The organism is Marinobacterium arenosum (assembly GCF_019795155.1).
Taxonomy (GTDB): domain Bacteria; phylum Pseudomonadota; class Gammaproteobacteria; order Pseudomonadales; family Balneatricaceae; genus Marinobacterium_C; species Marinobacterium_C arenosum.
The window spans coordinates 1-21,539 of the sequence record NZ_JAILYN010000018.1 but is presented as its reverse complement, the minus strand read 5'-3'; the positions used below and the strand labels follow the sequence as shown (position 1 = coordinate 21,539).

Sequence of the window (21,539 nt, the reverse complement as noted above, 5' to 3'; positions counted from 1 at the left end):
TTCAAGTACGGAAGGGCGCGGCATGCTTGCCGCGTAACCGGCCCAGCCCGGCCGCCGGCCAGTCCGCTTCGACCATCGCCAGCATCGCGGTATCCATCGGCTCTGGTTGGCGGCTATCGCCCTGGCAGAGCAATCCGATCAACTTACCGACGAAGGGGTTGTGGGTCACGTACAGGGTAGTCGTATCGCTGTCCCGCTCCAGCAGTTCCAGCGCCAGCCGCGGGTCAGCCTCCGGGACCAACCGGTCGTCAGCCAGCAGCCGCTCGACGCCAAGCAACTCGGCACCGATCTGGGCGGTCTGCCGCGCCCGCAGGTAGGGACTGTGAACGATCTGCTCAATCTGCAGCAACCGGTCGCGACTGGCGATGAACTGCGCCCGCACCTGATTGCGCCCGGCCTCAGTCAGCTCACGCAGTTCGTCGTTGCGGCTACCGAACGGCTCGGCCAGGCCATGACGCATCAGGTAGATCATCATCGGTTTACACCTGCTCTCGCGGCAGCACGAATTCAACGTCGGTGCTCTGCTCGTTCAGCATCAACGTCTTGACCACTTCGGCCACCGGCGCCTTGTTGAACACCACCTCGTAGAGCCCCCAGACCAGCGGCATGTAGATGTTCAACTCCTCGGCCTTGGCCTTGACCCGCTTCAGGGTGTTAACCCCTTCGGCCACCTCGCCCAACGCGGCGACCGCCTCCTCCAACGACTTGCCCTGACCGAGCGCGTAGCCGACCCGGTAGTTGCGGCTCAACGGAGACATGCAGGTAACGATCAGGTCGCCGACCCCGGCCAGGCCGATAAAGGTCATCGGGTTGGCGCCCATGCAGACCGCAAAGCGGCTCATCTCGGCCAGCGAGCGGGTCATCAGCATCGCCTTGGTGTTCTCGCCCATGCCCAGCGCCGAGCTGAGACCGGCGGCAATGGCATAGATATTTTTCAGGGTACCGCCCAGCTCGACCCCGTAGTGGTCATCACTGGCGTAGATACGGAAATAGGCGCAATGCAGCACCGCCTGCACCGTGGCACGTAATTCGGCATCGGCGCTGGCCACCACGGTGGCGGTCAGTTGGCGCTTGGCGATCTCCTTGGCCAGGTTCGGCCCGCTCAACACCCCGATCCGGGCGTCCTCGCCCAACTCGTCGTGCAGGATCTCGCTCATCAGGCTGAAGGTTTCCGCCTCGATCCCCTTGGTAGTACTGATCACCATCTGCCCCGGCTGCAGCCAGCGCCGCGCTTGGCGGGTCACTTCGCGAAAGGCGTGTGACGGGATCGACACGAAGACGATCTCGGCATCGGCCAATGCCTGCTGCAGGTCGCAAACCGGCTCCAGCGTATCGGCCAGGGTGTAGCCCGGCAGGTAACGACTGTTGACCCGGCTGGTACGGATCTCGTCGGCCCGCGCCTGGTCACGCATCCACAGGCGCACCTGGTGACCGTTCTCCGCCGCCACATTGGCGATAATGGTACCGAAACTACCGCCCCCCAGGACCGCGATCCGTTTGCTGTCAGCCATGTAATGATGTTTCCTTAATCCACAATATCCGGCGCATGCTAGCCGCTCGTCAGTTATAACTCAAGCTGGCCTAGTGCTCACGGTCGTCCACCGAATCCAGTAGCTTGTCGATGCCTTTGAAAATGAAGATCACCAGCAGGTAGCTGAATGCAGACAAGCCGAGGAACAGCAGCAGCTGACCAAGATCCTCGGTCCGGCTGTAACCGGCAACGGCGACGGCGGCGAAGAAGGCGCTGACGACAGCCGCCAGAATGCGGGAGATCTTCTTGGTGTTGTGTCTATCCATAACGGTGGCAAGGTACCTCAGGAGGAGCAACTCAGGTTCAGATTGCAGCCCTCGTGCGGGGGCCGTTCAATGTAATGGCGATCGCCATCGGCCGGTTCGGCAAAGGGCGTTCGCAACGCCCGCAGCAGATCGTCGACCGGCTCGAAACAGCCCCGCTCGGCAGCCTCGATCGCCTGCTGGGCCAGGTAGCTACGAAGTATAAGGCGTGGATTGGCGGCGTCCATCCGCGCCAATGACGGTGTTGACTGATGTGCCCGGTAACGTCGGAACCAGTCGGCAAGCTCGCTCTCCCGGTCGGCGATCGCCGCCTGCAAGGGGCCTGGAGAGTCCACTTCCCGCGCGTCGACCAACGCCCGCAGGCTGAGGTTGTAATCGGCAGCGGCGCTTTCCAGCAGTTGCAGCAAATCACGAATCAAACCGACCGTTTGACGGGCCTGCGGGCCCTCACCGGCATAGGGCAGGCCGAAGCGCTCCGCCATCAAGGCCGCATAGTGGCGCTGGTAGGTCGGCTCATATTGCGCCAGCGCCGCTTCCAGCGCCTCGCGACCGGTCAGCGCGGTAAACGCCTGTGCCAGGGCGACACAGTTCCACAGCACGATGCGCGGCTGGTTGGCAAAGGCGTATCGACCGGCGGTATCGCTGCTGTTGGGAGTAAAGCCCGGATCGTAGCGGTCCAGAAAACCAAACGGTCCGTAATCCAGGGTCAGGCCGAGTAGCGACATGTTGTCGGTATTCAGTACTCCATGGCAAAAGCCAACCGCCTGCCATTGCGCCGCCAGCCGGGCGGTTCGGAGCAGGATCTGCTCGAACAGCGCCGCATAGCGGTCTTTCGCGCCGGCCACTTCCGGATAGAAGCGACTGATCAGCCAGTCGGCCAGCGGCGGCAGCTGCTCGCGCTGTTTGCTGTAGTAGAGATACTCGAAGTGGCCGAAGCGCAGGTGGCTGGGACTGAGCCGCACCATCAGTGCGGCGGACTCGATACCGTCGCGCATCACCGGCGTATCGCTGCCGAGCACGCAAAGGGCGCGGGTGGTGGGAACATTGAGCGCCGCCATCGCCTCGCTGGCGAGAAACTCCCGGATACAGGAGCGCAGCACTGCGCGACCATCGCCGTGGCGGGAGTACGGGGTCTTGCCGGAGCCCTTCAGCTGAACCTCCCAGCACTCACCGACCCGATTGCGATATTCGCCCAGCAGCAGTGCCCGGCCATCGCCCAGTTGTGGCGTATAGCCGCCGAACTGATGGCCGGCATAGACCGAGGCCAGTGGCTGCCAGCCGGCAGGCAGGTCGCCGCCGGCAAAGGTCGCCGTCAACTCGTCGGGAGAGAGCCGGTTAGGCTCCAGATCGAGCAGTCGTGCCGCCTCGCTGCTCAGCGACACCAGGTGGGGGTTGCTGAGCGGCTGCGGTTCAACCCGGCTGTACAGCGCCTCCGGCAAACCGCCGAGCGGTTTGCCGAGTCGGAGATGCGCCAGGCTGCTCATCGTCGGCTGCGGCCCTGGCGGCCTACTTCAGGTCTTCGAGCAGTTCCGGATCGGGGTGGACACACTCCAGCTTGACGCCGGTTTCAGCCTCCACTTCCGGAATCATGAACGAGTCCTGCTCGCAGGCAAAGCAGATCGAGGTGCCGGTAGCGCCCGCCCGACCGGTACGGCCGATGCGGTGCACGTAGTCGTCCGGATCTTCCGGCAGCTGGTAGTTGATCACGTGGGTGACGCCGTCGATATGGATACCGCGACCGGCCACATCGGTGGCCACCAGCACCTGGATATCCCCTTCGCGGAACGCCTCCAGCGTCTTCAACCGCTTGTTCTGCGGGATCTCGCCGGACATCAGCGCCGCCTTCAGGCCATCCTTCTCCAGCCGGGCGGCCAGGTCACGGGTCTCGTGACGGCGGTTGCAGAACACGATCACCTTGTCGATCTTGTTGACGCGGATGTAGTTGCGCAGCAGCTTGTACTTTTCGCTGCCGGAGACCAGAAACACCTTCTGGCTGATGTTCTCGGTGGTCTTCTTCTCCGGCTCGATCTCGATCACCACCGGCTCCAGCGTCCACTGGCTGGCCAGATTCATGATGTCCTCGGAGAAGGTCGCGCTGTACAGCAGAGTCTGGCGATCGGCACCCTTGCGCGGGGTATGGCGGATGATGGTACGCACATCCGGAATGAAGCCCATGCTCAGCATGCGGTCGGCTTCATCCAGCACCAACACCTCGACGTTATAGAGGTCGACCTCATTGCTGTTGACGAAGTCGATCAGCCGGCCCGGCGTAGCGACCAGGATATCAACTTCGCGCTCACGCAACTGGCGGCGCTGCTTGTCGTAATCCATACCGCCGACCAGCGATACCACATGCAGGTCGGCATACTTGGCCAGCGCTTCGGCATCGGCACCGATCTGCAGTGCCAGCTCGCGGGTCGGTGCGACGATCAACGCACGCGGTTCACCTTTGCGACGCTTATCTTCCAGCGGGTAGTCGATCAGGTCGGTGATGATCCCCAGCAGGAAAGCCACGGTCTTGCCGGTGCCGGTCTGCGCCTTGCCGATGATATCCTTGCCGGCCAGGGCCGCCGGAATGGTTTCCGCCTGAATCGGCGTGCAGTACTGGAACTCCAGATCGGCAATGGCGTGCAGTACCGCGTCCGGCAGGTTGAAGTCGTGGAAGCGTTGCTTACCCTCGACCGGTTCCACCTGGAACTGATCCGGAGTCCAGTCCTTGCTGGTCTTGCCACGACGACGGCTGCTGCCGGAACGGCGGCGGCGACGCGGATTGCGCTTTTCCCCCCCTTCACCGGAGGCGGTTTCTGTGTTTGCGTTCGGTACGTTCTTTTCGTTGTTGGCAGCAGCCTGCTTCGGCTGCTGATCCTGATGTTCTGTGCTCAACGTTCTTGTCTCGTTGGTTTATGCAAAATTACGTCGATAGGGCGGCAACGCATCAAGCAGTTGCCGGCCGTAGCGGCGGCTGATCAAGCGGCGATCCAGCAAAACGATCCGGCCGCGATCCTGCTCCGTACGCAACAGTCGCCCTGTCGCCTGCGTCAGGCGCATCGATGCCATTGGAACCGCCCATTCGGCGAAGGCGTTACCGCCCCGCGCTTCGATCCATTCGGCCATCGTCGCGTCGACCGGATCATCCGGTACGCTGAACGGCAGTTTGGTAATGATCACTTCAGTGAGGTAGTCACCGGGCAGATCCACCCCTTCGGCGAAAGAGGCCAAGCCAAATATGATACTGCTTTTGCCTTCATCAATCTTCTCCCGATGACGACTCAGTATCTCCTGTTTGCCCAGCTGGCCCTGCGCCAGGACGTTATTGTTAATAGATTCCGGCATCCGTTCAAGCACCGTCAGCATCTGCCGCCAGGAGCTGAACAGCACCAGGGTGGCACGGTTCTGCGGCAAAGTCTGCAGCAGGTAATCGGCCACCGCCTCGGTATGCGCGTCCGGGTCGCCGGGGTCGGCGTTCATCGCCGGAATATGCAGTTCGGCAGCGTTGTGGTGATCGAACGGGCTGGCCAGCTGACGACAGGAGGTCTGCGGCGGCAGACCGAGGTCGGCCAGCGCCCTGTCGAAGCGCCCTAATGCGGTCAACGTCGCCGAGGTGACCACCGCGCCGTGGCAGTGCTGCCAAAGGTGTTCGGCCAGGGTTTCCGCCGCCGACACCGGACTGCTGCGACACTCGTAATCCAGACCATCACCGCTCTCCAGACGGCTGATCCAGCGGGCGGTCGGTGAGCCGCCCTCCGGGTCGGGCGTACCATAGGCTTTGGCCAGCCAATACATCCCCTGCATCCGCGCCCAAAGCACACCGATCTGCGGAAACCAGCGCTCAGCGACATCCCGAGGGATGTCGGCCAGTTCGCCGTCCATCGCCTCCTTCAACAGATCGACGATCTGCTCGAACTTCAACACCGCCTTCTCACCGGCGACGGCAAAACCCTTGGCCACCAGCACCAGTTCATCCGGCAGCTGCCCCTTGGCAAAACGCATCCGTGCCTCGCCGTGGGCCGGCCGGTCCTGAAACAGCTGCTCCATAAACAGCAGCCACTGCTCCAACTGCTGCTCCATATCCTGGAACGGCTGCATCAGCTTCTCGGCATAGTCCGCCAACACCAGTTGATGCGCGCAGTCCTGCACCAGCTGATGCAGCTTTTTGCGGCTGCTGGTCAGCCAGCGCTGGGCACCTTTCACCCTCAGGCTGTACGCAAAATGGCCGGTGGTCTTGTTCGACAGGTGGTGCCCCTCGTCGAAGATATAGATGGTTTCGGCCGGCTCCGGCAGGATCGCCCCACCACCGAGCGACAGGTCGGCCAACACCAGATCATGGTTGGCAACCACCAGGTCGACCTGATCCAGCTGCTGACGGGCCTTGAAGAACGGGCAGATGCTGAAGTTGCTGCAGCGCCGGTTGGTGCACTGCAGATGATCGCTGGTCAGCGGCTGCCAGCTCTCCTCGTCAACCGCCTCCGGCAGGCTATCCCGATCGCCATCCCATTTTCCGGACGCAAAGCGGGTCAGCAGATCCTTGTACCAGAGCACGGTTTCATCATCGATACGGCGGGCCAACTCATCCTCGTAAAGCGCCATCTGGCCCAACTGGCCCTGCTCCTCCAGGTGGCTCTCCGCCTTACTGACACAGAAGTAGCGGCCGCGCCCCTTGGCCAGCATATAGCGGGTATTGATACCGGCACTGGCGATCAGCTGCGGCAGATCCTTCGACACCAGCTGTTCCTGCAGCGCCACGGTGGCGGTCGACACCACCACCTTCTTACCCTGCTTCTGGGCAATCGGCACCGCCGCCAGCAGGTAGGCGATGGTCTTACCGGTACCGGTACCCGCTTCCACCAGACAGAGGTTTTCACCCTCGCCCTGCTGCCGCCCGGCGCTTGCCAGCGTATTGGCGACCACCGCAATCATCTGCTTCTGGCCACCTCGCGGCTTGAGCTCACGGTTCTCGAGGAAGGTGCTGTAGGCCGTCTGTATCGTTTTCTTGAGTTCGTTGGAGAGCACGGTAAAAGCGCCAAGGTACTGTTAACCCGCGGCATTCTAGCAAACCACTGGATATATAGACATAGAATCCGGTGCCACCACCCCACGACAGCGACATAGCGGTTGCTTTACAGAACCGAGTTACTGTATATAATCACAGTAACTGTACAAACAAACAGACTGCGAGACAGGCTCCATGAAATTGACTCAACGCCAGACGGAAGTGCTCGAGTGCATTAAGCGCCATATCATCGGTACCGGCTTTCCGCCGACCCGCGCCGATATCGCCCGTGAGCTGGGCTTCCGCTCGGCCAACGCGGCGGAGGAGCACCTCAAGGCCCTGGCTCGCAAAGGCGCCATCGAGATCATCCCCGGCACCTCTCGCGGCATCCGGGTACCGGACCTCGAGCCACCGGAGGAGGGATTGCCGATCGTCGGCCAGGTGGCCGCCGGTTCACCGATCCTGGCCCAGGAGCATATCGAGGATCACTGCACCATCTCGTCGGAGTTCTTCCACCCGCGTGCCGATTACCTGCTGCGGGTAAAGGGCACCAGCATGAAAAACGTCGGCATCATGGATGGCGACCTGCTGGCGGTACACCAGTGCAGCCAGGCCCGGGATGGCCAGATCGTGGTCGCCCGACTGGACGACGAGGTGACGGTCAAGCGCTTCAAACAGGATGGCCATCAGGTTCAACTGATTGCCGAAAACGAGGAGTTCGAGCCGATCATCGTCGACCTGCGCGAGCAGGAGCTGTCGATCGAGGGGCTTGGCGTGGGTGTTATTCGAAGGAGTAGCGAACCATGATCGGCAACAATTCGCACAAACTGACTACCGGCGCTGCTGCGCTATCGGCAAACCGCCAATCGACGCTGGGCACGGCCTCCGGACTGGCCGGCAAAGTCACCGAAATCGTTTTGCACGACCACGACATCAGCCAGATGCCGATCCTGCTGCCGCTGCTGGCCCAGTTGAGCCGCGACCAGCGCTGGTTCGTCTGGGTGGCACCACCGAAGCTGTTACCGAAAGCCCTGCTGGCCGAAGCCGGCATCGACCTCAGCAAGGTACTGCTGCTGCACCCCAGCAAACAGCGTTCCGAATACCAACTGGCCTGCCAGGCCCTGGCAGCCGGCACCTGCCATGCGGTCGTCACCTGGCCGGGCTACCTGTGCGATGAGCAACTGAAGGGACTGGAGGCTGCGGCCAGCCAGGGCGCCAGTCATGGCATCGTGATCCGCCGCCGCCAGGACGCCTGATACCAAGGAACAGAATCCACTATCCCTAAATGATCGCGCCACCGGCAGGCCGCAGTATGACCTGCCGATACCGGGTAGATTGCCCAAAAAGCATCAGTGGATGGTGGGTTGAGGCAACTCGGCCTCGGTCTCCGCAATAAACCCTGCCTCCGCCATCAGCTGAACACCAGCGGTCAGCATGACACGGGCGATATTGAGATACTCACCCTGCATCGACTCGCGTAACGCCTGGGACGCGCCGACCCTCAACAACAGCTCGCCACTGTCATCGTCGGCCCGACGCAACGCCAGATCACCGTTCTCCAGCTGAACAATCTCAAGCACGGTCTCATCATCGAGCATATCTGTCACGATATCTCACCATTCCTGCATGCCGGCCCGCAGCCGGTCGACCAGCTCGCGCAGCTCGTTCAGCCAGGACTGATACTCCTGCACGATAGCCTGTTCGTCGTTATAGGACGGATTGACCTGAACCACGTGGATCTCCGATGCACTGGTGGCGGCAGGCTCGGCCGAAACCGCGCGGTCACTTGCCCGCCAGCACGCCTCATAGGCCTGCAACATCAGGTGCAGCCAGCTGGCCTGATTTTCCTCCAACACCCTCAGTTCGCGCAGCTCAGGACACTCCTGACCACTGGCCTCGACATCCGCCTCCAGCGCCCGGTAGCCGCTGATATGGTCGGTGGCGAAGCCGTAGCGTTCGGCGATCTCACGCAGAAAGGCGGCATAGCCGGACGCCAGATGGAACAACACGGACTCGTTGTAGGACTCCATCAGCGCGTGCTTGCTCCAACCGGTTGAATCACAGGCCTCCCGCAACGCATCAAGATGGATGCGGGCAAAGTTCAATTTCTGATTGGTTCGCGCCAGGTAAATGCTGCTCATCGTTTGCTCCCGTCTACCTATATCCTTGCACCTCGACCGCCCGGATGCCAGCCGGATCAGCTACTGCTCTTGGCGGTCTTCTTCTTGGCCTGCTCTTCGACCCAGGCGCCATCCCGGTAGAATGCCCGCCAGCCGGTTGCCTTACCATTGACCTCGGTCATCACGTACTGCTCCTTGGTCTTGCGGCTGTAGCGAATTACCGACGGATTACCCTCGGAATCTTCGACCGGCGCACTGAACAGGAAGTCATATTTGCTGTCGATCTCGTCCTTGTGCGGCAGGATCTCGGCGATCTTGGGAGCACGCGTCTCCCGATTCTTCGGGAACTGACTGGCCGCCAAGAACAGACCGGTGGCGCCGTCACGCAGCACATAGGTATCTTCCACCTTCTCGCACTGCAGCTCCGGCATCGGCACCGGATCCATCTTGGGCGGCGCCGGCTCGCCGCTCTTCAGCAGCTTACGGGTGTTCTTGCACTCGGTATTGGTACAACCGAAGAACTTGCCGAAACGGCCGGTCTTCAACTGCATCTCGGCGCCGCACTTGTCGCACTCGATCGACGGCCCCTCGTAACCCTTGATGCGGTACTCGCCCTGCTCCACCTCGTAGCCCGGACAGTCCGGGTTGTTGCCACAGACGTGCAGCTTGCGATTGGCGTCGATCAGGTAGGAATCCATCGCCGCATCGCAACGCTTGCAGCGATGCTTGTTGCGCAGGATACGGGACTCCTCTTCGTCATCGCCATCGGCGCTGACCACCTCGTCGCCGGGGATCAGGTTGATGGTCGCCTTGCACCGCTCTTTCGGCGGCAGTTGGTAGCCGGAGCAACCAAGGAACACCCCGGTACTGCCGGTACGGATCATCATCTTGCGGCCACACTCCGGACAATCGATATCGGTCTCGGTCGGGGTGTTGGGTCGCATGCCGTTCTCGCTGCCCTGGGCGGTTTCCAGGGTCTTGACGAAATGCTCGTAGAAGCGACTCAACACCCGCTTCCACTCGGCCTCACCGGCCGCGATATCATCCAACGTCTCCTCCATCCGGGCGGTAAAGCTGTAATCCATCAGATCGTTGAAGTTCTCGATCAGCCGCTCGGTGACGATATCACCCATCTTCTTGGCGTAGAAGCGACGGTTCTGTACCTCGACATAGCCGCGATCCTGAATGGTCGAGATGATGGAAGCGTAGGTCGACGGCCGACCGATGCCGCGCTTTTCCAACTCCTTGACCAGGCTGGCTTCGGTATAACGCGGTGCCGGCTTGGTAAAGTGCTGTTTCGGATCGAGCTGTTGCAGATTCAGGATTTCGCCGGTCTGAACGTCCGGCAGGATATTGTCCTCATCGCCCTTGCCCTTCGGCGGCAGCACCCGGGTATAACCGTCGAAACGCAGGATACGGCCCTTGGTGCTGAGCTCGAACTCACCGGCCTTGACCAGGATCCGACTGGAAGTGTACTGCGCCGGCGTCATCTGACAGGCGATGAACTGGCGACGGATCAGGTCGTACAGTCGTTCGGCATCGCGATCCATGCCGGACAGCGACGTAGCCGGCACCGTAACATCGGACGGACGGATCGCCTCGTGCGCCTCCTGGGCCCCCTCTTTGCTGCTGTAGGAGTTCGGCGCCTCCGGCAGATAGCTGTCGCCGTAATGCTGCTGCACATAGTCACGGCAGGCGGCTACCGCCTCGCTGCTGAGGTTGGTGGAGTCGGTACGCATGTAGGTGATGTAACCCGCCTCATAAAGCCGCTGGGCCAGCATCATGGTTTTCTTGACGCCGAAACCGAGCCGGGTGCTGGCGGCCTGCTGCAGCGTGGAGGTGATAAAGGGCGCCGACGGCTTGCTGCTGGTCGGCCGGTCCTCCCGCTTGAGCACCTCGAATCGCTCGCCCTGCAGACTGTCCAGGTAGCCCTGGGTTTCCGCCTGCGAAGTCGGCCGAAACGCCTTGCCAGCCAGCTTGGCCACCTGCAGACGCAGCGCATCCTCGGCCGCGGTCTGGGTATCGGCGTGCACCTCCCAGTACTCTTCCGGCACGAAGGCACGAATCTCCTGCTCGCGCTCCACCACCAGGCGGACCGCCACGGACTGCACCCGACCGGCCGACAGGCCGCGGGCAATCTTCTCCCACAGCAGCGGCGACAGCATATAGCCAACCACGCGATCCAGGAAGCGGCGTGCCTGTTGGGCGTTAACCCGCGCCATGTCGAGCTGGCCCGGTTCTTCAAAGGCCTCCTGGATCGCCTTCTTGGTAATCTCGTTGAACACCACCCGGCGATAGCGGTCATCGTCACCGCCAATCGACTCACGCAGATGCCAGGCGATCGCCTCCCCTTCGCGGTCCAAATCGGTTGCGAGATAGATGGTATCGGCGTTCTTGGCCAATCGCTTCAGCTCATCAACCACCTTTTCCTTGCCGGGCAACACCTCGTAGTGCGCCTCCCAGTCCTGCTCCGGATTCACCCCCATCCTGGCGATCAGCTGCGCCTTCGCCTTACGCTTGCGATGGACCTCCTTCTCTTCCGGAGACATCTTGCGGGTCAACGCCGCCTGGCGTGCACGCTCTTTCGGATCGGTTTTGCTCGCAGCACCACTGGTCGGCAGATCGCGAATATGACCGACACTGGACTTTACGACAAACTGGTTGCCAAGGTACTTATTGATGGTCTTGGCTTTGGCTGGTGACTCGACGATAACGAGCGACTTTCCCATAGGTCACAGATCCTTCGGGGGTTGATAGCTAGGCGAAATCAGCGTGCATATATAAGTGCTGACATTGCAACGGTCAAGCGACCGGTCCGAATTAACCGGCAAAAAATGCAACGCCGGACGGCTCCCGAGGCTTTACCCCCCCGGGAATTCGGTAGAAAATGAGCCACCTTCCGTGGCTGTATTCATACAACTAATTAAACAACTTCTGGTGGAGATCACCTGCTTATGCTGCAGGACAATATGCTGTATGTCATCCTGCTGGCGGTTGTCGGCCTGATCGCCCTGACAGCGAATTACGTCCTCGCCACCCGCGAGCAGCAGGATAAGGCCAAGTCCGAACGGCTGAACTACCTGTCCGGCCAGGCGGAACATATCGTACAGGCTCTGACGGTGCTACGCGAAGCCGGCTGCAAGCCGGAGATCATTGCCAAGATCGACGAACATGCGATGTCGTTGATCGAGGAGATCAGCATCCTGGCGCCGGACTCCGAGCTTTACGCCGATATCACCCAGTTAAAGAACACCGCCGACAGTGCTACTGCGGCAATCAACGCTTTCGCCAGCGATCGAGCGCTGAAACGGGCGCAAATCTATATCAACTTCGCCGAAAAGCTGGTTCTACAGATGGCCCGCGGCGGCAAGCTGACGGTAACCCTGGCCCGCAACTATCAACAGGAATTGTACAACCTGAAAGTCTCGGTGGTGGTCGAGGCCCATATCTATCAGGGCAAACGCTATCAGGAACAGGGCGAGATGATGACCGGCCTGTCGCATTTCAAGCATGCCAAGGCACTACTGGTCGGCGCCACCCTGCCAGCTTATAAAAAGAAGGAGCGGCTGGCAGAGCTGCAGCAACTGATTGAAAACGTCGAGCCTAAGCGTACCCGCTACGAGGGCTCGCTGGCCGACAGCCTGGACAAGTACCTGTAACCCTGAAGGAACCGACGCCAGACACAGAACAGCCCGACCATTGGCCGGGCTGTTCAACTCAAGAGCCTATATCAAACACTCAACCAACAATCAGACCGGCTCGAAGCGAGCCACCTCGGTGCCATCCGGCAACACCACCTGCTCGGTAAACATCTCCAGCGGCCGCAGCCATACCGATTGGTCGCCATAACACTGGCGGTAGACCACGAACCACTGCTCGGTTTCCGAATGACGGGCGACATGCAGCACCTCATACTCGGCGCCCTTGTAGTGGCGATAACGCCCGGCAGCGGGCAGTTGCTTAGCCATCGATACTCCTCTGCTCAAAAAGGCAAATCAGGTTACAAAGTGCCCGGCAGATCAGAACCGGGCCGCCAGAATTCTATCCAGCGCGCTCTTGATCCGCTCCAGATCGGACAACGGCCCCTCTTCGCGCCAATAGGCGGTAACATGGATCGGGGTCGACTCCAGCGCCAATACGTCATCCGGCATTTCGCCGATCACCTGGTTCACAAGCGCCAACTGGTCACTCGTGAGTGCAGACGCCCCCCAGCCCCAGCTCCAACCGGACGGCAGCCCCTCATTGGCAACCGAGTCGACCCGGAACACCTGCCAACCCGCCAGCTGTTCTCTCTCCCGGCTATCAATATTGGTGCGCAGCAGCCGGTAGGCCGGCACACTGTAAGTTTCCGCCTCCATCTCGCCAAGGGCCCGCGGCGCGGTAACCTTCGCCAACTGTACATGGTAGCCGAGCGCCTTGGCCTGGCTGCGCAGCTGCGCCTGAAAGCGTTCACGCCGAGTCGGTAAAACCCACATCATCGAACCGATCAACGACAACATGATCAGTATGATAATCGCCCATTTCATCTGCTGAATCTCCCTGGCCGACCAAGTCGCGCCGAACCCTCGTAGCGGCGCATCACCCGGCCATAGCGGCCATACATTTGACAACCGTCAGCCTAGCAGCTGACGGACCTATGCTAATCTCAAATCACGGTTGAAAGAAGGAGCGTCCGATCATGAGTGTCTACAAGGTTATTCTGCTGGCTGTCGACCTGTCTTCCGAGTCCAAACAACTGGCCGACAAGACCAGGGACTTGGCAGCCGCCAACAACGCCGAGCTGCATCTGATCCACGTGATCGAACCGCTCAGCTTCGCCTATGGCGGCGATGTTCCGATGGACCTGACCACCATCCAGGAACAACTCGACGAACACGCCCACAGCAAGCTGCAGCGTTTCGCCGAACAGCTCGACTATCCGGTCAAGGCCCAGCATGTGGTGACCGGCCATACCGAGACCGAAATCCACCGCATGGCCAAGGCCGTCGACGCCGGGCTGATCATCGTCGGCAGCCATGGCCGACACGGCCTGGCACTGCTGCTGGGATCGACCGCCAACGGGGTGTTGCACGGCGCCACCTGCGATGTACTGGCAGTACGGGTCCGCGAAAGCGAAGCCGACGAGGCGGACGCAACGGAAGACGCGGACGCCGGGCCGAGCTGATCAGCCCTCCTGCATCGCTTCCAGCTCCAGCCAGCGCTCCATCAGCTGCTCCAGCGCCTGTTCCTGCTGCTGGAGTTCGGCCAGCACATCGGCCACCTGCTGGTGATCCTGCTGGTAGAAATCCGCCGCGGCTGTGGTCTCGTGCAGCTGCGCCACCGCCTGCTCCGTCTGTTCGATCAGGCCGGGCAGCTCATCCAGCTCGCGCTGCAACTTGTAGCTCAGCTTCTTCGATCTGTTAGCCGGTTTGGCCGCTGTCTTCGGCTCGCCCTTGGCCTTCTCCGCCTTTGCGCTCTCCGCCGCTTCCTTGGCCAATGGAGCCGGCCGCTGGCGCAACCAGTCGTTGTAGCCGCCGACATACTCGTTCACCTGACCATCGCCCTCGAACGCCAGGGTGCTGGTCACCACATTGTCAAGGAAGGTTCGGTCATGGCTGACCAGCAGGATGGTGCCGTCGAAGCTGAGCAGGATCTCCTCCAACAGCTCCAGTGTTTCTATATCCAGGTCGTTGGTCGGCTCGTCGAGTACCAGTACGTTGGCCGGCAGGCTGAACAAGCGGGCCAGCATGACCCTGTTGCACTCACCACCTGACAGCGCCTTGACCGGGGTACGCGCCCGTTCCGGGGTAAATAGAAAATCACTCAGGTAGCTGATCAGGTGACGGGAGCGGCCGTTGATAGTGATCGACTCGCGCCCTTCGGCGATGTTGTCCAGCACGCTCTTTTCCGGATCCAGCTGACCTCGCAACTGATCGAAGTAAGCAACTTCCAGCTTGGTACCCAGTCGCACATTACCGCTGTCCGGCTCCAGCTTGCCCAGCACCAGGTTCAGCAGGGTACTCTTGCCGACCCCGTTAGGGCCGATAAGGCCGATCCGGTCGCCGCGCTGGATTAGCAGATCCAGCTCGCGGATCAAGGTCTTGCCCTGAAAGGCTTTAGAGACGCCGCTCAGTTCCGCCACCAGTTTACCGGAGCGTTGCGCCTCCTCCATATTGAAGCTGGCCTTGCCCTGCCGGGTGCGCCGCTCGGAACGCTCGTTGCGCATTGCCTTCAGCGCCCGTACCCGCCCCTCGTTACGGGTACGACGCGCCTTGATGCCTTGCCGAATCCAGGTCTCCTCCTCGGCCAACCGCTTATCGAACAGGGCGTTCTGGGTTGCCTCCTCCTCCAGCAGTTTCTCCTTCTGCTGCTGGTACTGGCTGTAGTTGCCCGGGAACGAGGTCAGCCGACCACGATCCAACTCGACGATCCGGGTCGCCAGCTTGTCGACCAGCGCCCGGTCATGGGAGATAAACAGCAGGCCGCCACGAAAAACCTGCAACTGCTGCTCCAGCCACTCGATGGTTTCGATATCCAGATGGTTGGTCGGCTCGTCCAACAGCAGCAGGTCCGGCTCCTGCACCAGCGCCGCCCCCAGTGCGGCACGGCGGCGCCAGCCGCCGGACAGCGCCGACATCGGGCTGTCGCCCGGCAACCCCAACCTATCAAGCACCCGCTCGACCCGCTGCTCCAGGTGCCAGCCGTCCAAGGCCTCGATCTGATGCTGCAGCTCTTCCAGCCGTGCCATGTCGCCGACCGCCAGCTGCTCGTCGTAGGCATCGCGCAGCTTTTGGATATCACTCAGCCCGGCGGTGACCACCTGGCGTACCGCACGCTCGTCCGCCGCCGGCATCGCCTGCGGCAGGTCGGCGACCCGGCAAGCCGGGTCCTGCCATAACTGGCCGCTGTCCGGGATGACCTGGCGACCGATCACCTTCAGCATGGTCGACTTGCCGGCGCCATTAAGGCCCACCAGCGCGACCCGCTCACCGGGCTCGATCTGAAACTCGACCTCCTCCAGCAACGGCTTGTCGCCAAAGGCTACGGATACTTTTTCCAAACGAATCAAAGGCATGAAAGATTCTCATATGCAAGCTAGCGCGGAGTCGTTATTCTACTCCATTCACCCATTACACCGCATCGCCGTGTTTCATCGGCGGCAACGGACCAGCGACACCGGGAACATCTTTGTGATGCGATTTCTGTGCTTCTTACTGGGATTCATATTCGCCAGCCCCAGTTTTTCCGCTTACCTGAACGAGAACACCTGGCAATCGGAACGCGAACTGTTTCGACAGGCCCTCGACGCCCCCTACAAGACCCGCGCCGAGGCGATCAGCCAGACCCTGCCCAAACTGAAACAGTACCCGCTGCGCCCCTATCTCGAGTTCGAATTGCAGCGACTGCAGCTCAACCGTTGGTCCGGCAAGTCGGTCGCCGCCTTCCAGAAACGCTATGCCGCCACGCCGCTGGACCGACGCCTGCAGGCCGAGTGGCTGGACTACCTCTACCGCAATAAGCGCTGGCAGCAGTACCGTGACGAATTCAGCCGCCTGCCGCTCGCCAACAGCCATTACCAGTGCCTGCTGCAACAAGCCAACCTGCAGCTCAAGCACAACAAGGAGGCCTTTGCCGCCGCCCGCGAGCTGTGGCTGGTCGGCAAATCGCAACCGAAGTCCTGCGATTCGCTGTTCAAAGCCTGGCGCAAAGCCGGCAAGCTGAGCTCCGACCTGGCCTACCAACGCTTCTGGCTGGCGATCGATAATCGCCAATACGCCCTGGCGCGCTACCTGGGCCGCTACATCAGCGACAAGCAGCAAAAACAGCAGTTCGACCGGTTCTGGGAGATCCGTAACCATCCCAAGCGGCTGTTCCGCGGCGTCAAGGCGTCCGACGATCCGCGCACCCTGACACAGGGCTTAAAACGTGCCATCCGAAAAGAGCCGGAACGTACCGTCGAATACTGGTTGAAGGTTCGCAAAAGTCACCGCATGAGCACCGCCCAGCGCGATGAGATCGACCGCGCCCTGGCCTTGCATCTGGCCACCGGCGACCATCAGCGTCGTGAAGCGCTGATCGCCCAGCTGGACCCGGACTACCGACTGGCGGAAGTCACCGCCTGGCGCGCCCGGCTGGCCCTGCAGTCCCAGGACTGGGGGTTGGTGGCCGAGCTGATCGAGCGGCTGCCGGACAGCGACCGGCAGCAGGATATCTGGCGCTACTGGCTGGCGGTGGCACTGAAACGCAGCCATGCCGCCCCTGAAACCCATGACCGGGCCAACAGGTTGTTGCTGGAACTGGCAGGCGAACGCCGCTATTACGGCTACCTGGCCGCCACCCTGACCCACCAGCCCTTTTTGCTGAATGACGATCCGGCCAAGCTGGATGACGCCAGCCGCCAGGCGCTGGAAAAACTCCCGGCCATCCAGCGGGTGTTCGAGCTGACCCAGCTCGAGCGCAATGCCGAAGCCGGTAGCGAATGGCGTGCCACGCTGCGCACCCTGGATGACCAGCAGCAGAAGCACGCCGCCCTGCTGGCCAGCCGCTGGGGCTGGCACTTCACCGCCATCAGCAGCGCCATTCAGGCCGGCGCCTGGGACCTGATCGAAGCCAGATTCCCTCAGCCCCATGCCGATCAGTTCGCCCGGCTGTCCGGGCTGCGCAAGATCGATCGCAACTGGTCGATCGCCATCGCCCGCCAGGAGAGCGCCTTTAAACCGAACGCCCGCTCCCATGCCGGCGCTCGCGGGCTGATGCAGCTGATGCCGAAAACCGCCCAGATGACCGCCCGCAAGAACAAAGTCCCCTACCGCAGCCGAAATCAGCTGTACCGGCCGGAACTGAATATCAGCCTGGGTACTGCCTATCTGGCCGAAATGCTTGACCGGTTCGACGGCAACATCGTCCACGCCACGGCGGCTTATAATGCCGGCCCGCACCGGGTCGACCGCTGGCTGAAAGAGCGCGGCAAACTGCCGCTGGATGTCTGGATCGAGTCGATCCCGTTCCGCGAAACCCGCAATTACGTAAAGAACGTACTGACCTACAGGACGATCTACCAGCAGCTCAGCGGTGCCAACACCCAGATGCTGAACGAGCGGGAGCTGGCCCTGCTCAGTGTCCCACAACTGGACAAGGCGCAGGCATTACTGCTGGCAGAACAGCTGACCAAGCGAAACCATCCGACAGAGACGGACGAAGATGACGTGCAGCTGGATTGATATAGGGGTCAACCTGACCGATAAGCGCTTCGCCGACCAGCAGGCGGAACTGGTCGAAACGGCTCGCGCAGCCGGTGTCGGCCCACTGATCGTGACCGGTACCGACGCGCGCAGCAGTGAGATGGCCCTGGCGCTGTGCCGGCAAATAGACGGGCTTTACTGCACCGCCGGGGTACACCCGCACGATGCCAAGCAGGTTACCAACGAGACACTGACAGCACTGCGCCAGCTATGCCAGGCCGACGAAGTGATTGCCGTCGGCGAAACCGGGCTCGATTTCAACCGCAACTTTTCGCCGCCCGAGCAACAGGTGCGGGTATTCGAAGCCCAGCTGGAACTGGCCGCCGAATGCGGCCTGCCGCTATTCCTGCATGAACGGGACGCCCACCAGCGCCAGCTGGAGATGCTGACCAGCCACCGCGACCAGCTTCATGGCGGCGTGGCGCATTGCTTCACCGGCAGCAAGCGGGAGCTGTTCAATTACCTGGATCTGGACCTCTATATCGGCATCACCGGCTGGGTCTGCGACGAACGGCGTGGCGACGAATTGCGCCGGCTGATACCGCACATCCCTCTGGACCGACTGCTATTGGAGACCGACGCCCCCTACCTACTGCCACGCGACCTGCGGCCGAAACCGAAAGGTGGCCGCAACGAACCCCGCTTCCTGCCCCATATCGCCGCCGCCGTTGCTGCACTGCAAAACAACCCACTGGAAGAACTGCAGCAGGCCTGCTTCGAAAACACCCAACGACTGTTCCGCCTGCCGCTCTAATCAAGCCCGGAACAGGCCGCCCTGCCGTTAGCCGGGCAGGCCGTCGACGAACTCGCGCAGCTGGCCGGCATCAAACGGCCAGCCCAGCTCGGCACCGCTGGACTCATGCAGCAGCACCGGAATCCGCACGCCGTAGCGTTTGACCAGCAGCTCATCATCCGCTATATCTTGAGCTTCGACGATAACGTCATCAGCGTGTAACGTTTCAATCAGCACCGCTTCGGCCAGCTCACACAGGTGGCAGCCAAGGGTGGTCATTAGTACCAGCTTTTTCATTATTGCACCTGCACAATCGCGGTGTTCTGATAGAGTATACTTTGAGGGCGGTGCTTATCACCGCTCCAATCCAGGCGCGACAGTATGAACGCCTGACCGGCGTGCATCAATTGCTGTGGGCACCAACGCCGACGCCAGATGCCTCACGGTAATTGATATAACATACCGGTGACATACAACCAGGCGGGTTAGATGGGACACAAGACCTGACGCAACGAAAACCTGGACATCCAAGGGCAGCTTGTCGGCCAACCTGGTCAGGCCGAGGATGAGAGTTAAAACGTACTGAAACATAGGGGCGCTAAGATGGAGAAGCGTCACAACCTTGATCGACCTTGAACAACCGGTATGCGATTTCGCAATACCTGCCAGCCTGCGCGGGCCCGGCCGAAACCCGGCTGTTCGTGGATGACAGTAATCACGTGATATTCCCCTGCCAGGGATCCCACCGCAGCGGGGCATCACGATAGTAAAGGCGGACCGATGGATACCAAGCCGAACCTGCTCTCAGACCCTCAGGAATTTATTGATTACCTGAACGACGAAACCCAGAAAGTGATTGAAATGTTTTCCAGCAACAGCAGTAGCGATATCTTCGCCAACTTCGCACAGTCCTGGACAGAACTGGCCACACGCTCCTGGGAAGACCCGACGGTCTGGATCCGGGCGATCTCCGACTACCAGCAGAGCCAGCTGAATCTCTGGCGCAACCTGATGACCGGCAATACCGAAACCTACGTGGCCAACCCGGCCCCGGGCGATCGCCGGTTCCAGGCTGAGGAGTGGTCGCAGAACCCGGTTTTCAGCTACATCAAGCAGTCTTACCTGCTAACCTCCCAGCTGCTGTCGGAGATGGCCGCCAACGCCAAGCTGAACGACAGTGAGCAGAAGAAGCTTGAGTTCTACACCCAGCAGTATATCGACGCCATGTCACCGACCAACTTCGCGGCGACCAACCCGGAAGTCCTGCAGCAGGCGCTGGAAACCAAGGGCCAGAGCCTGATCGACGGCCTCAAGAACCTGCTTGGTGACCTCGAGAAGGGCCGCATCTCGATGACCGACGAGAGCGCCTTCGAGCTGGGCGTCAACCTGGCCACCACCGAAGGTGCGGTGGTGTTCGAAAACGAGATGCTGCAGCTGATCCAGTACAAGCCGAGCCAGCCGCAGGTGTTCGAAAAACCAACCCTGATCGTGCCGCCCTGCATCAACAAGTTCTACATCCTGGACCTGCAGGAGCACAACTCGTTCGTCAAATACTGCGTCGACCAGGGCCAGAACACCTTCCTGATCTCCTGGCTCAACCCCAGCCAGGAACAGAGCCATATCAGCTGGGACGACTACATCGAGAAAGGGATCCTGCCGGCCGTTGAGGCGGTCAAGGCGATCTCCGGCTCCAGCAAACTGAACAGCGTCGCCTGGTGCGTCGGCGGCACCCTGATGGCCTCCGCGCTGGCGGTGATGGCCAACCGCAAGGACGCATCGGTGGCGTCGGCCACCTTCCTGACCACACTGACCGATTTCTCCGACCCGGGCGACATCGGCGTGTTCGTCGACGAGCAGCAGGTCAAGCAACTGAGCGATCGGGTCGAGGACGACGGCTGCCTGAACGGCCGCAGCCTGGCCACCGCCTTCAACATGCTGCGCTCCAACGACCTGATCTGGTCGTACGTGGTGAACAATTACCTGAAGGGCCAGACGCCGCCGCCGTTCGACATTCTGTACTGGAACAGCGACCCGACCAACCTGCCGGCCACCATGTACAATTTCTACATGGACAAGATGTACCTGCAGAACAAACTGGCGGAGCCGAATGGTATCACCCTGTGCGGCGAACCGATCGACCTGGGCAAGATCAAGATTCCGGTCTACTTCCTGTCCACCATCGAAGACCATATCGCGCCGTGGAAAGGCACCTTCAAGGGCACCGAGCTGATGAAGGGCAACATCGAGTTCGTACTGGGCGCATCCGGCCATGTCGCCGGAGTGATCAACCCGGCTTCCAAGAACCGCCGCCACTACTGGACCGGCGGCGAACTGGGCGACGGCCCCGATCACTGGTTGGAAGGCGCGCAGCGCCAGGAAGGTTCCTGGTGGAACCACTGGTCCGAGTGGCTCAAGCGTCGTGCCGGCAAGAAGGTGGACGCCCCGTCCGACTACGGTAACGACAGCTACCAGGCGGTCGAGCCGGCGCCGGGCCGCTACGTCAAGGCCCGCATCGACTAACGCCTGACCCGGCTCCAAACGTAAAAAACCACGCCGGAGCGTAATGCCGATCAGTTAAGCTCTTTAACTTGCTGATCAGGCAAGAGAAAATCCGGAATCCATGTTAAGGGTTCCGGATTTTTTTATGCATTTCAGTCAGGCAGTGGATGCCATCTCTCGCG

General features: G+C 61.2%; 20 protein-coding genes. 7 read left to right on the top strand and 13 right to left on the bottom strand.

Annotated features, from left to right (window positions below; all coding sequences use genetic code 11):
• Position 1: 1 nt before the first annotated feature.
• The 6 genes from K6T12_RS10075 to dinG form a co-directional block, all read right to left on the bottom strand.
• Positions 2 to 475 (bottom strand): SixA phosphatase family protein, encoded by a 474-nt coding sequence (locus tag K6T12_RS10075; protein WP_222222039.1) that lies wholly within the window; start codon positions 473 to 475, stop codon positions 2 to 4.
• 4 nt (positions 476 to 479) lie between these two features.
• Positions 480 to 1,511: an NAD(P)H-dependent glycerol-3-phosphate dehydrogenase gene (locus K6T12_RS10070; RefSeq protein ID WP_222222037.1), complete on the bottom strand. Its 1,032-nt coding sequence runs from the start codon at positions 1,509 to 1,511 to the stop codon at positions 480 to 482.
• Between the two features lie 70 nt (positions 1,512 to 1,581).
• Complete coding sequence (locus tag K6T12_RS10065; protein ID WP_222222035.1) at positions 1,582 to 1,797, bottom strand: hypothetical protein; 216 nt, start codon at positions 1,795 to 1,797, stop codon at positions 1,582 to 1,584.
• Positions 1,798 to 1,814: 17 nt separating this feature from the next.
• Entirely contained in the window at positions 1,815 to 3,278 is a 1,464-nt protein-coding gene (locus K6T12_RS10060; RefSeq protein ID WP_222222033.1) for a protein adenylyltransferase SelO, read from the bottom strand.
• A 22-nt stretch (positions 3,279 to 3,300) separates the two neighbouring features.
• Positions 3,301 to 4,677, bottom strand: a complete 1,377-nt coding sequence (gene rhlB, locus K6T12_RS10055) for an ATP-dependent RNA helicase RhlB (protein WP_222222031.1) — start codon at positions 4,675 to 4,677, stop codon at positions 3,301 to 3,303.
• Between the two features lie 18 nt (positions 4,678 to 4,695).
• Positions 4,696 to 6,804: an ATP-dependent DNA helicase DinG gene (gene dinG / locus K6T12_RS10050; protein WP_222222029.1), complete on the bottom strand. Its 2,109-nt coding sequence runs from the start codon at positions 6,802 to 6,804 to the stop codon at positions 4,696 to 4,698.
• A 175-nt stretch (positions 6,805 to 6,979) separates the two neighbouring features.
• Here dinG and lexA point away from each other — a divergent pair, with 175 nt between their 5' ends.
• Complete coding sequence (lexA, locus tag K6T12_RS10045; protein ID WP_222222027.1) at positions 6,980 to 7,591, top strand: transcriptional repressor LexA; 612 nt, start codon at positions 6,980 to 6,982, stop codon at positions 7,589 to 7,591.
• Entirely contained in the window at positions 7,588 to 8,040 is a 453-nt protein-coding gene (locus K6T12_RS10040) for a cell division inhibitor SulA (protein WP_222222025.1), read from the top strand. Before lexA ends, K6T12_RS10040 begins: the two co-directional genes overlap by 4 nt.
• A gap of 93 nt (positions 8,041 to 8,133) precedes the next feature.
• Here the strand turns inward: K6T12_RS10040 and K6T12_RS10035 are convergent, their stop codons facing one another.
• The 3 genes from K6T12_RS10035 to topA are packed head-to-tail and all read right to left on the bottom strand — an operon-like array spanning position 8,134 to position 11,633.
• Positions 8,134 to 8,391, bottom strand: coding sequence for a hypothetical protein (locus K6T12_RS10035; RefSeq protein ID WP_222222023.1), 258 nt, complete (start codon positions 8,389 to 8,391; stop codon positions 8,134 to 8,136).
• 6 nt (positions 8,392 to 8,397) lie between these two features.
• The gene (locus tag K6T12_RS10030) at positions 8,398 to 8,925 is read right to left on the bottom strand and encodes a DUF6586 family protein (protein WP_222222022.1); all 528 of its coding nucleotides are present in this window, start codon (positions 8,923 to 8,925) and stop codon (positions 8,398 to 8,400) included.
• 56 nt (positions 8,926 to 8,981) lie between these two features.
• The gene (gene topA, locus K6T12_RS10025; RefSeq protein WP_222222020.1) at positions 8,982 to 11,633 is read right to left on the bottom strand and encodes a type I DNA topoisomerase; all 2,652 of its coding nucleotides are present in this window, start codon (positions 11,631 to 11,633) and stop codon (positions 8,982 to 8,984) included.
• A gap of 225 nt (positions 11,634 to 11,858) precedes the next feature.
• On the opposite strand from topA, the gene K6T12_RS10020 reads away from it, so the two are divergent.
• A complete protein-coding gene (locus K6T12_RS10020; protein WP_222222018.1) occupies positions 11,859 to 12,563 on the top strand; it encodes a DNA topoisomerase I in 705 nt (234 codons plus the stop codon).
• Between the two features lie 90 nt (positions 12,564 to 12,653).
• Here K6T12_RS10020 and K6T12_RS10015 read toward each other — a convergent pair whose 3' ends face one another.
• Complete coding sequence (locus K6T12_RS10015) at positions 12,654 to 12,872, bottom strand: DUF1653 domain-containing protein (RefSeq protein WP_222222016.1); 219 nt, start codon at positions 12,870 to 12,872, stop codon at positions 12,654 to 12,656.
• Positions 12,873 to 12,923: 51 nt separating this feature from the next.
• Positions 12,924 to 13,430, bottom strand: a complete 507-nt coding sequence (locus tag K6T12_RS10010) for a hypothetical protein (protein WP_222222014.1) — start codon at positions 13,428 to 13,430, stop codon at positions 12,924 to 12,926.
• A gap of 152 nt (positions 13,431 to 13,582) precedes the next feature.
• Here K6T12_RS10010 and K6T12_RS10005 point away from each other — a divergent pair, with 152 nt between their 5' ends.
• Entirely contained in the window at positions 13,583 to 14,068 is a 486-nt protein-coding gene (locus K6T12_RS10005) for a universal stress protein (RefSeq protein WP_222222012.1), read from the top strand.
• Here K6T12_RS10005 and K6T12_RS10000 read toward each other — a convergent pair whose 3' ends face one another.
• Positions 14,069 to 15,958, bottom strand: coding sequence for an ATP-binding cassette domain-containing protein (locus tag K6T12_RS10000; RefSeq protein ID WP_222222010.1), 1,890 nt, complete (start codon positions 15,956 to 15,958; stop codon positions 14,069 to 14,071).
• Positions 15,959 to 16,076: 118 nt separating this feature from the next.
• Between K6T12_RS10000 and K6T12_RS09995 the strand changes: the two genes are divergently transcribed.
• Both K6T12_RS09995 and K6T12_RS09990 read left to right on the top strand, forming a co-directional pair.
• Positions 16,077 to 18,104 (top strand): transglycosylase SLT domain-containing protein, encoded by a 2,028-nt coding sequence (locus tag K6T12_RS09995; RefSeq protein WP_222222008.1) that lies wholly within the window; start codon positions 16,077 to 16,079, stop codon positions 18,102 to 18,104.
• Positions 18,085 to 18,879: a TatD family hydrolase gene (locus K6T12_RS09990; RefSeq protein ID WP_222222006.1), complete on the top strand. Its 795-nt coding sequence runs from the start codon at positions 18,085 to 18,087 to the stop codon at positions 18,877 to 18,879. The genes K6T12_RS09995 and K6T12_RS09990 overlap by 20 nt, the downstream gene beginning before the upstream one ends.
• 27 nt (positions 18,880 to 18,906) lie before the next feature.
• Here K6T12_RS09990 and K6T12_RS09985 read toward each other — a convergent pair whose 3' ends face one another.
• Positions 18,907 to 19,155: a glutaredoxin family protein gene (locus K6T12_RS09985; protein ID WP_222222004.1), complete on the bottom strand. Its 249-nt coding sequence runs from the start codon at positions 19,153 to 19,155 to the stop codon at positions 18,907 to 18,909.
• 483 nt (positions 19,156 to 19,638) lie between these two features.
• On the opposite strand from K6T12_RS09985, the gene K6T12_RS09980 reads away from it, so the two are divergent.
• A complete protein-coding gene (locus K6T12_RS09980; protein WP_222222002.1) occupies positions 19,639 to 21,378 on the top strand; it encodes a PHA/PHB synthase family protein in 1,740 nt (579 codons plus the stop codon).
• The last annotated feature ends 161 nt before the right edge of the window (positions 21,379 to 21,539 follow it).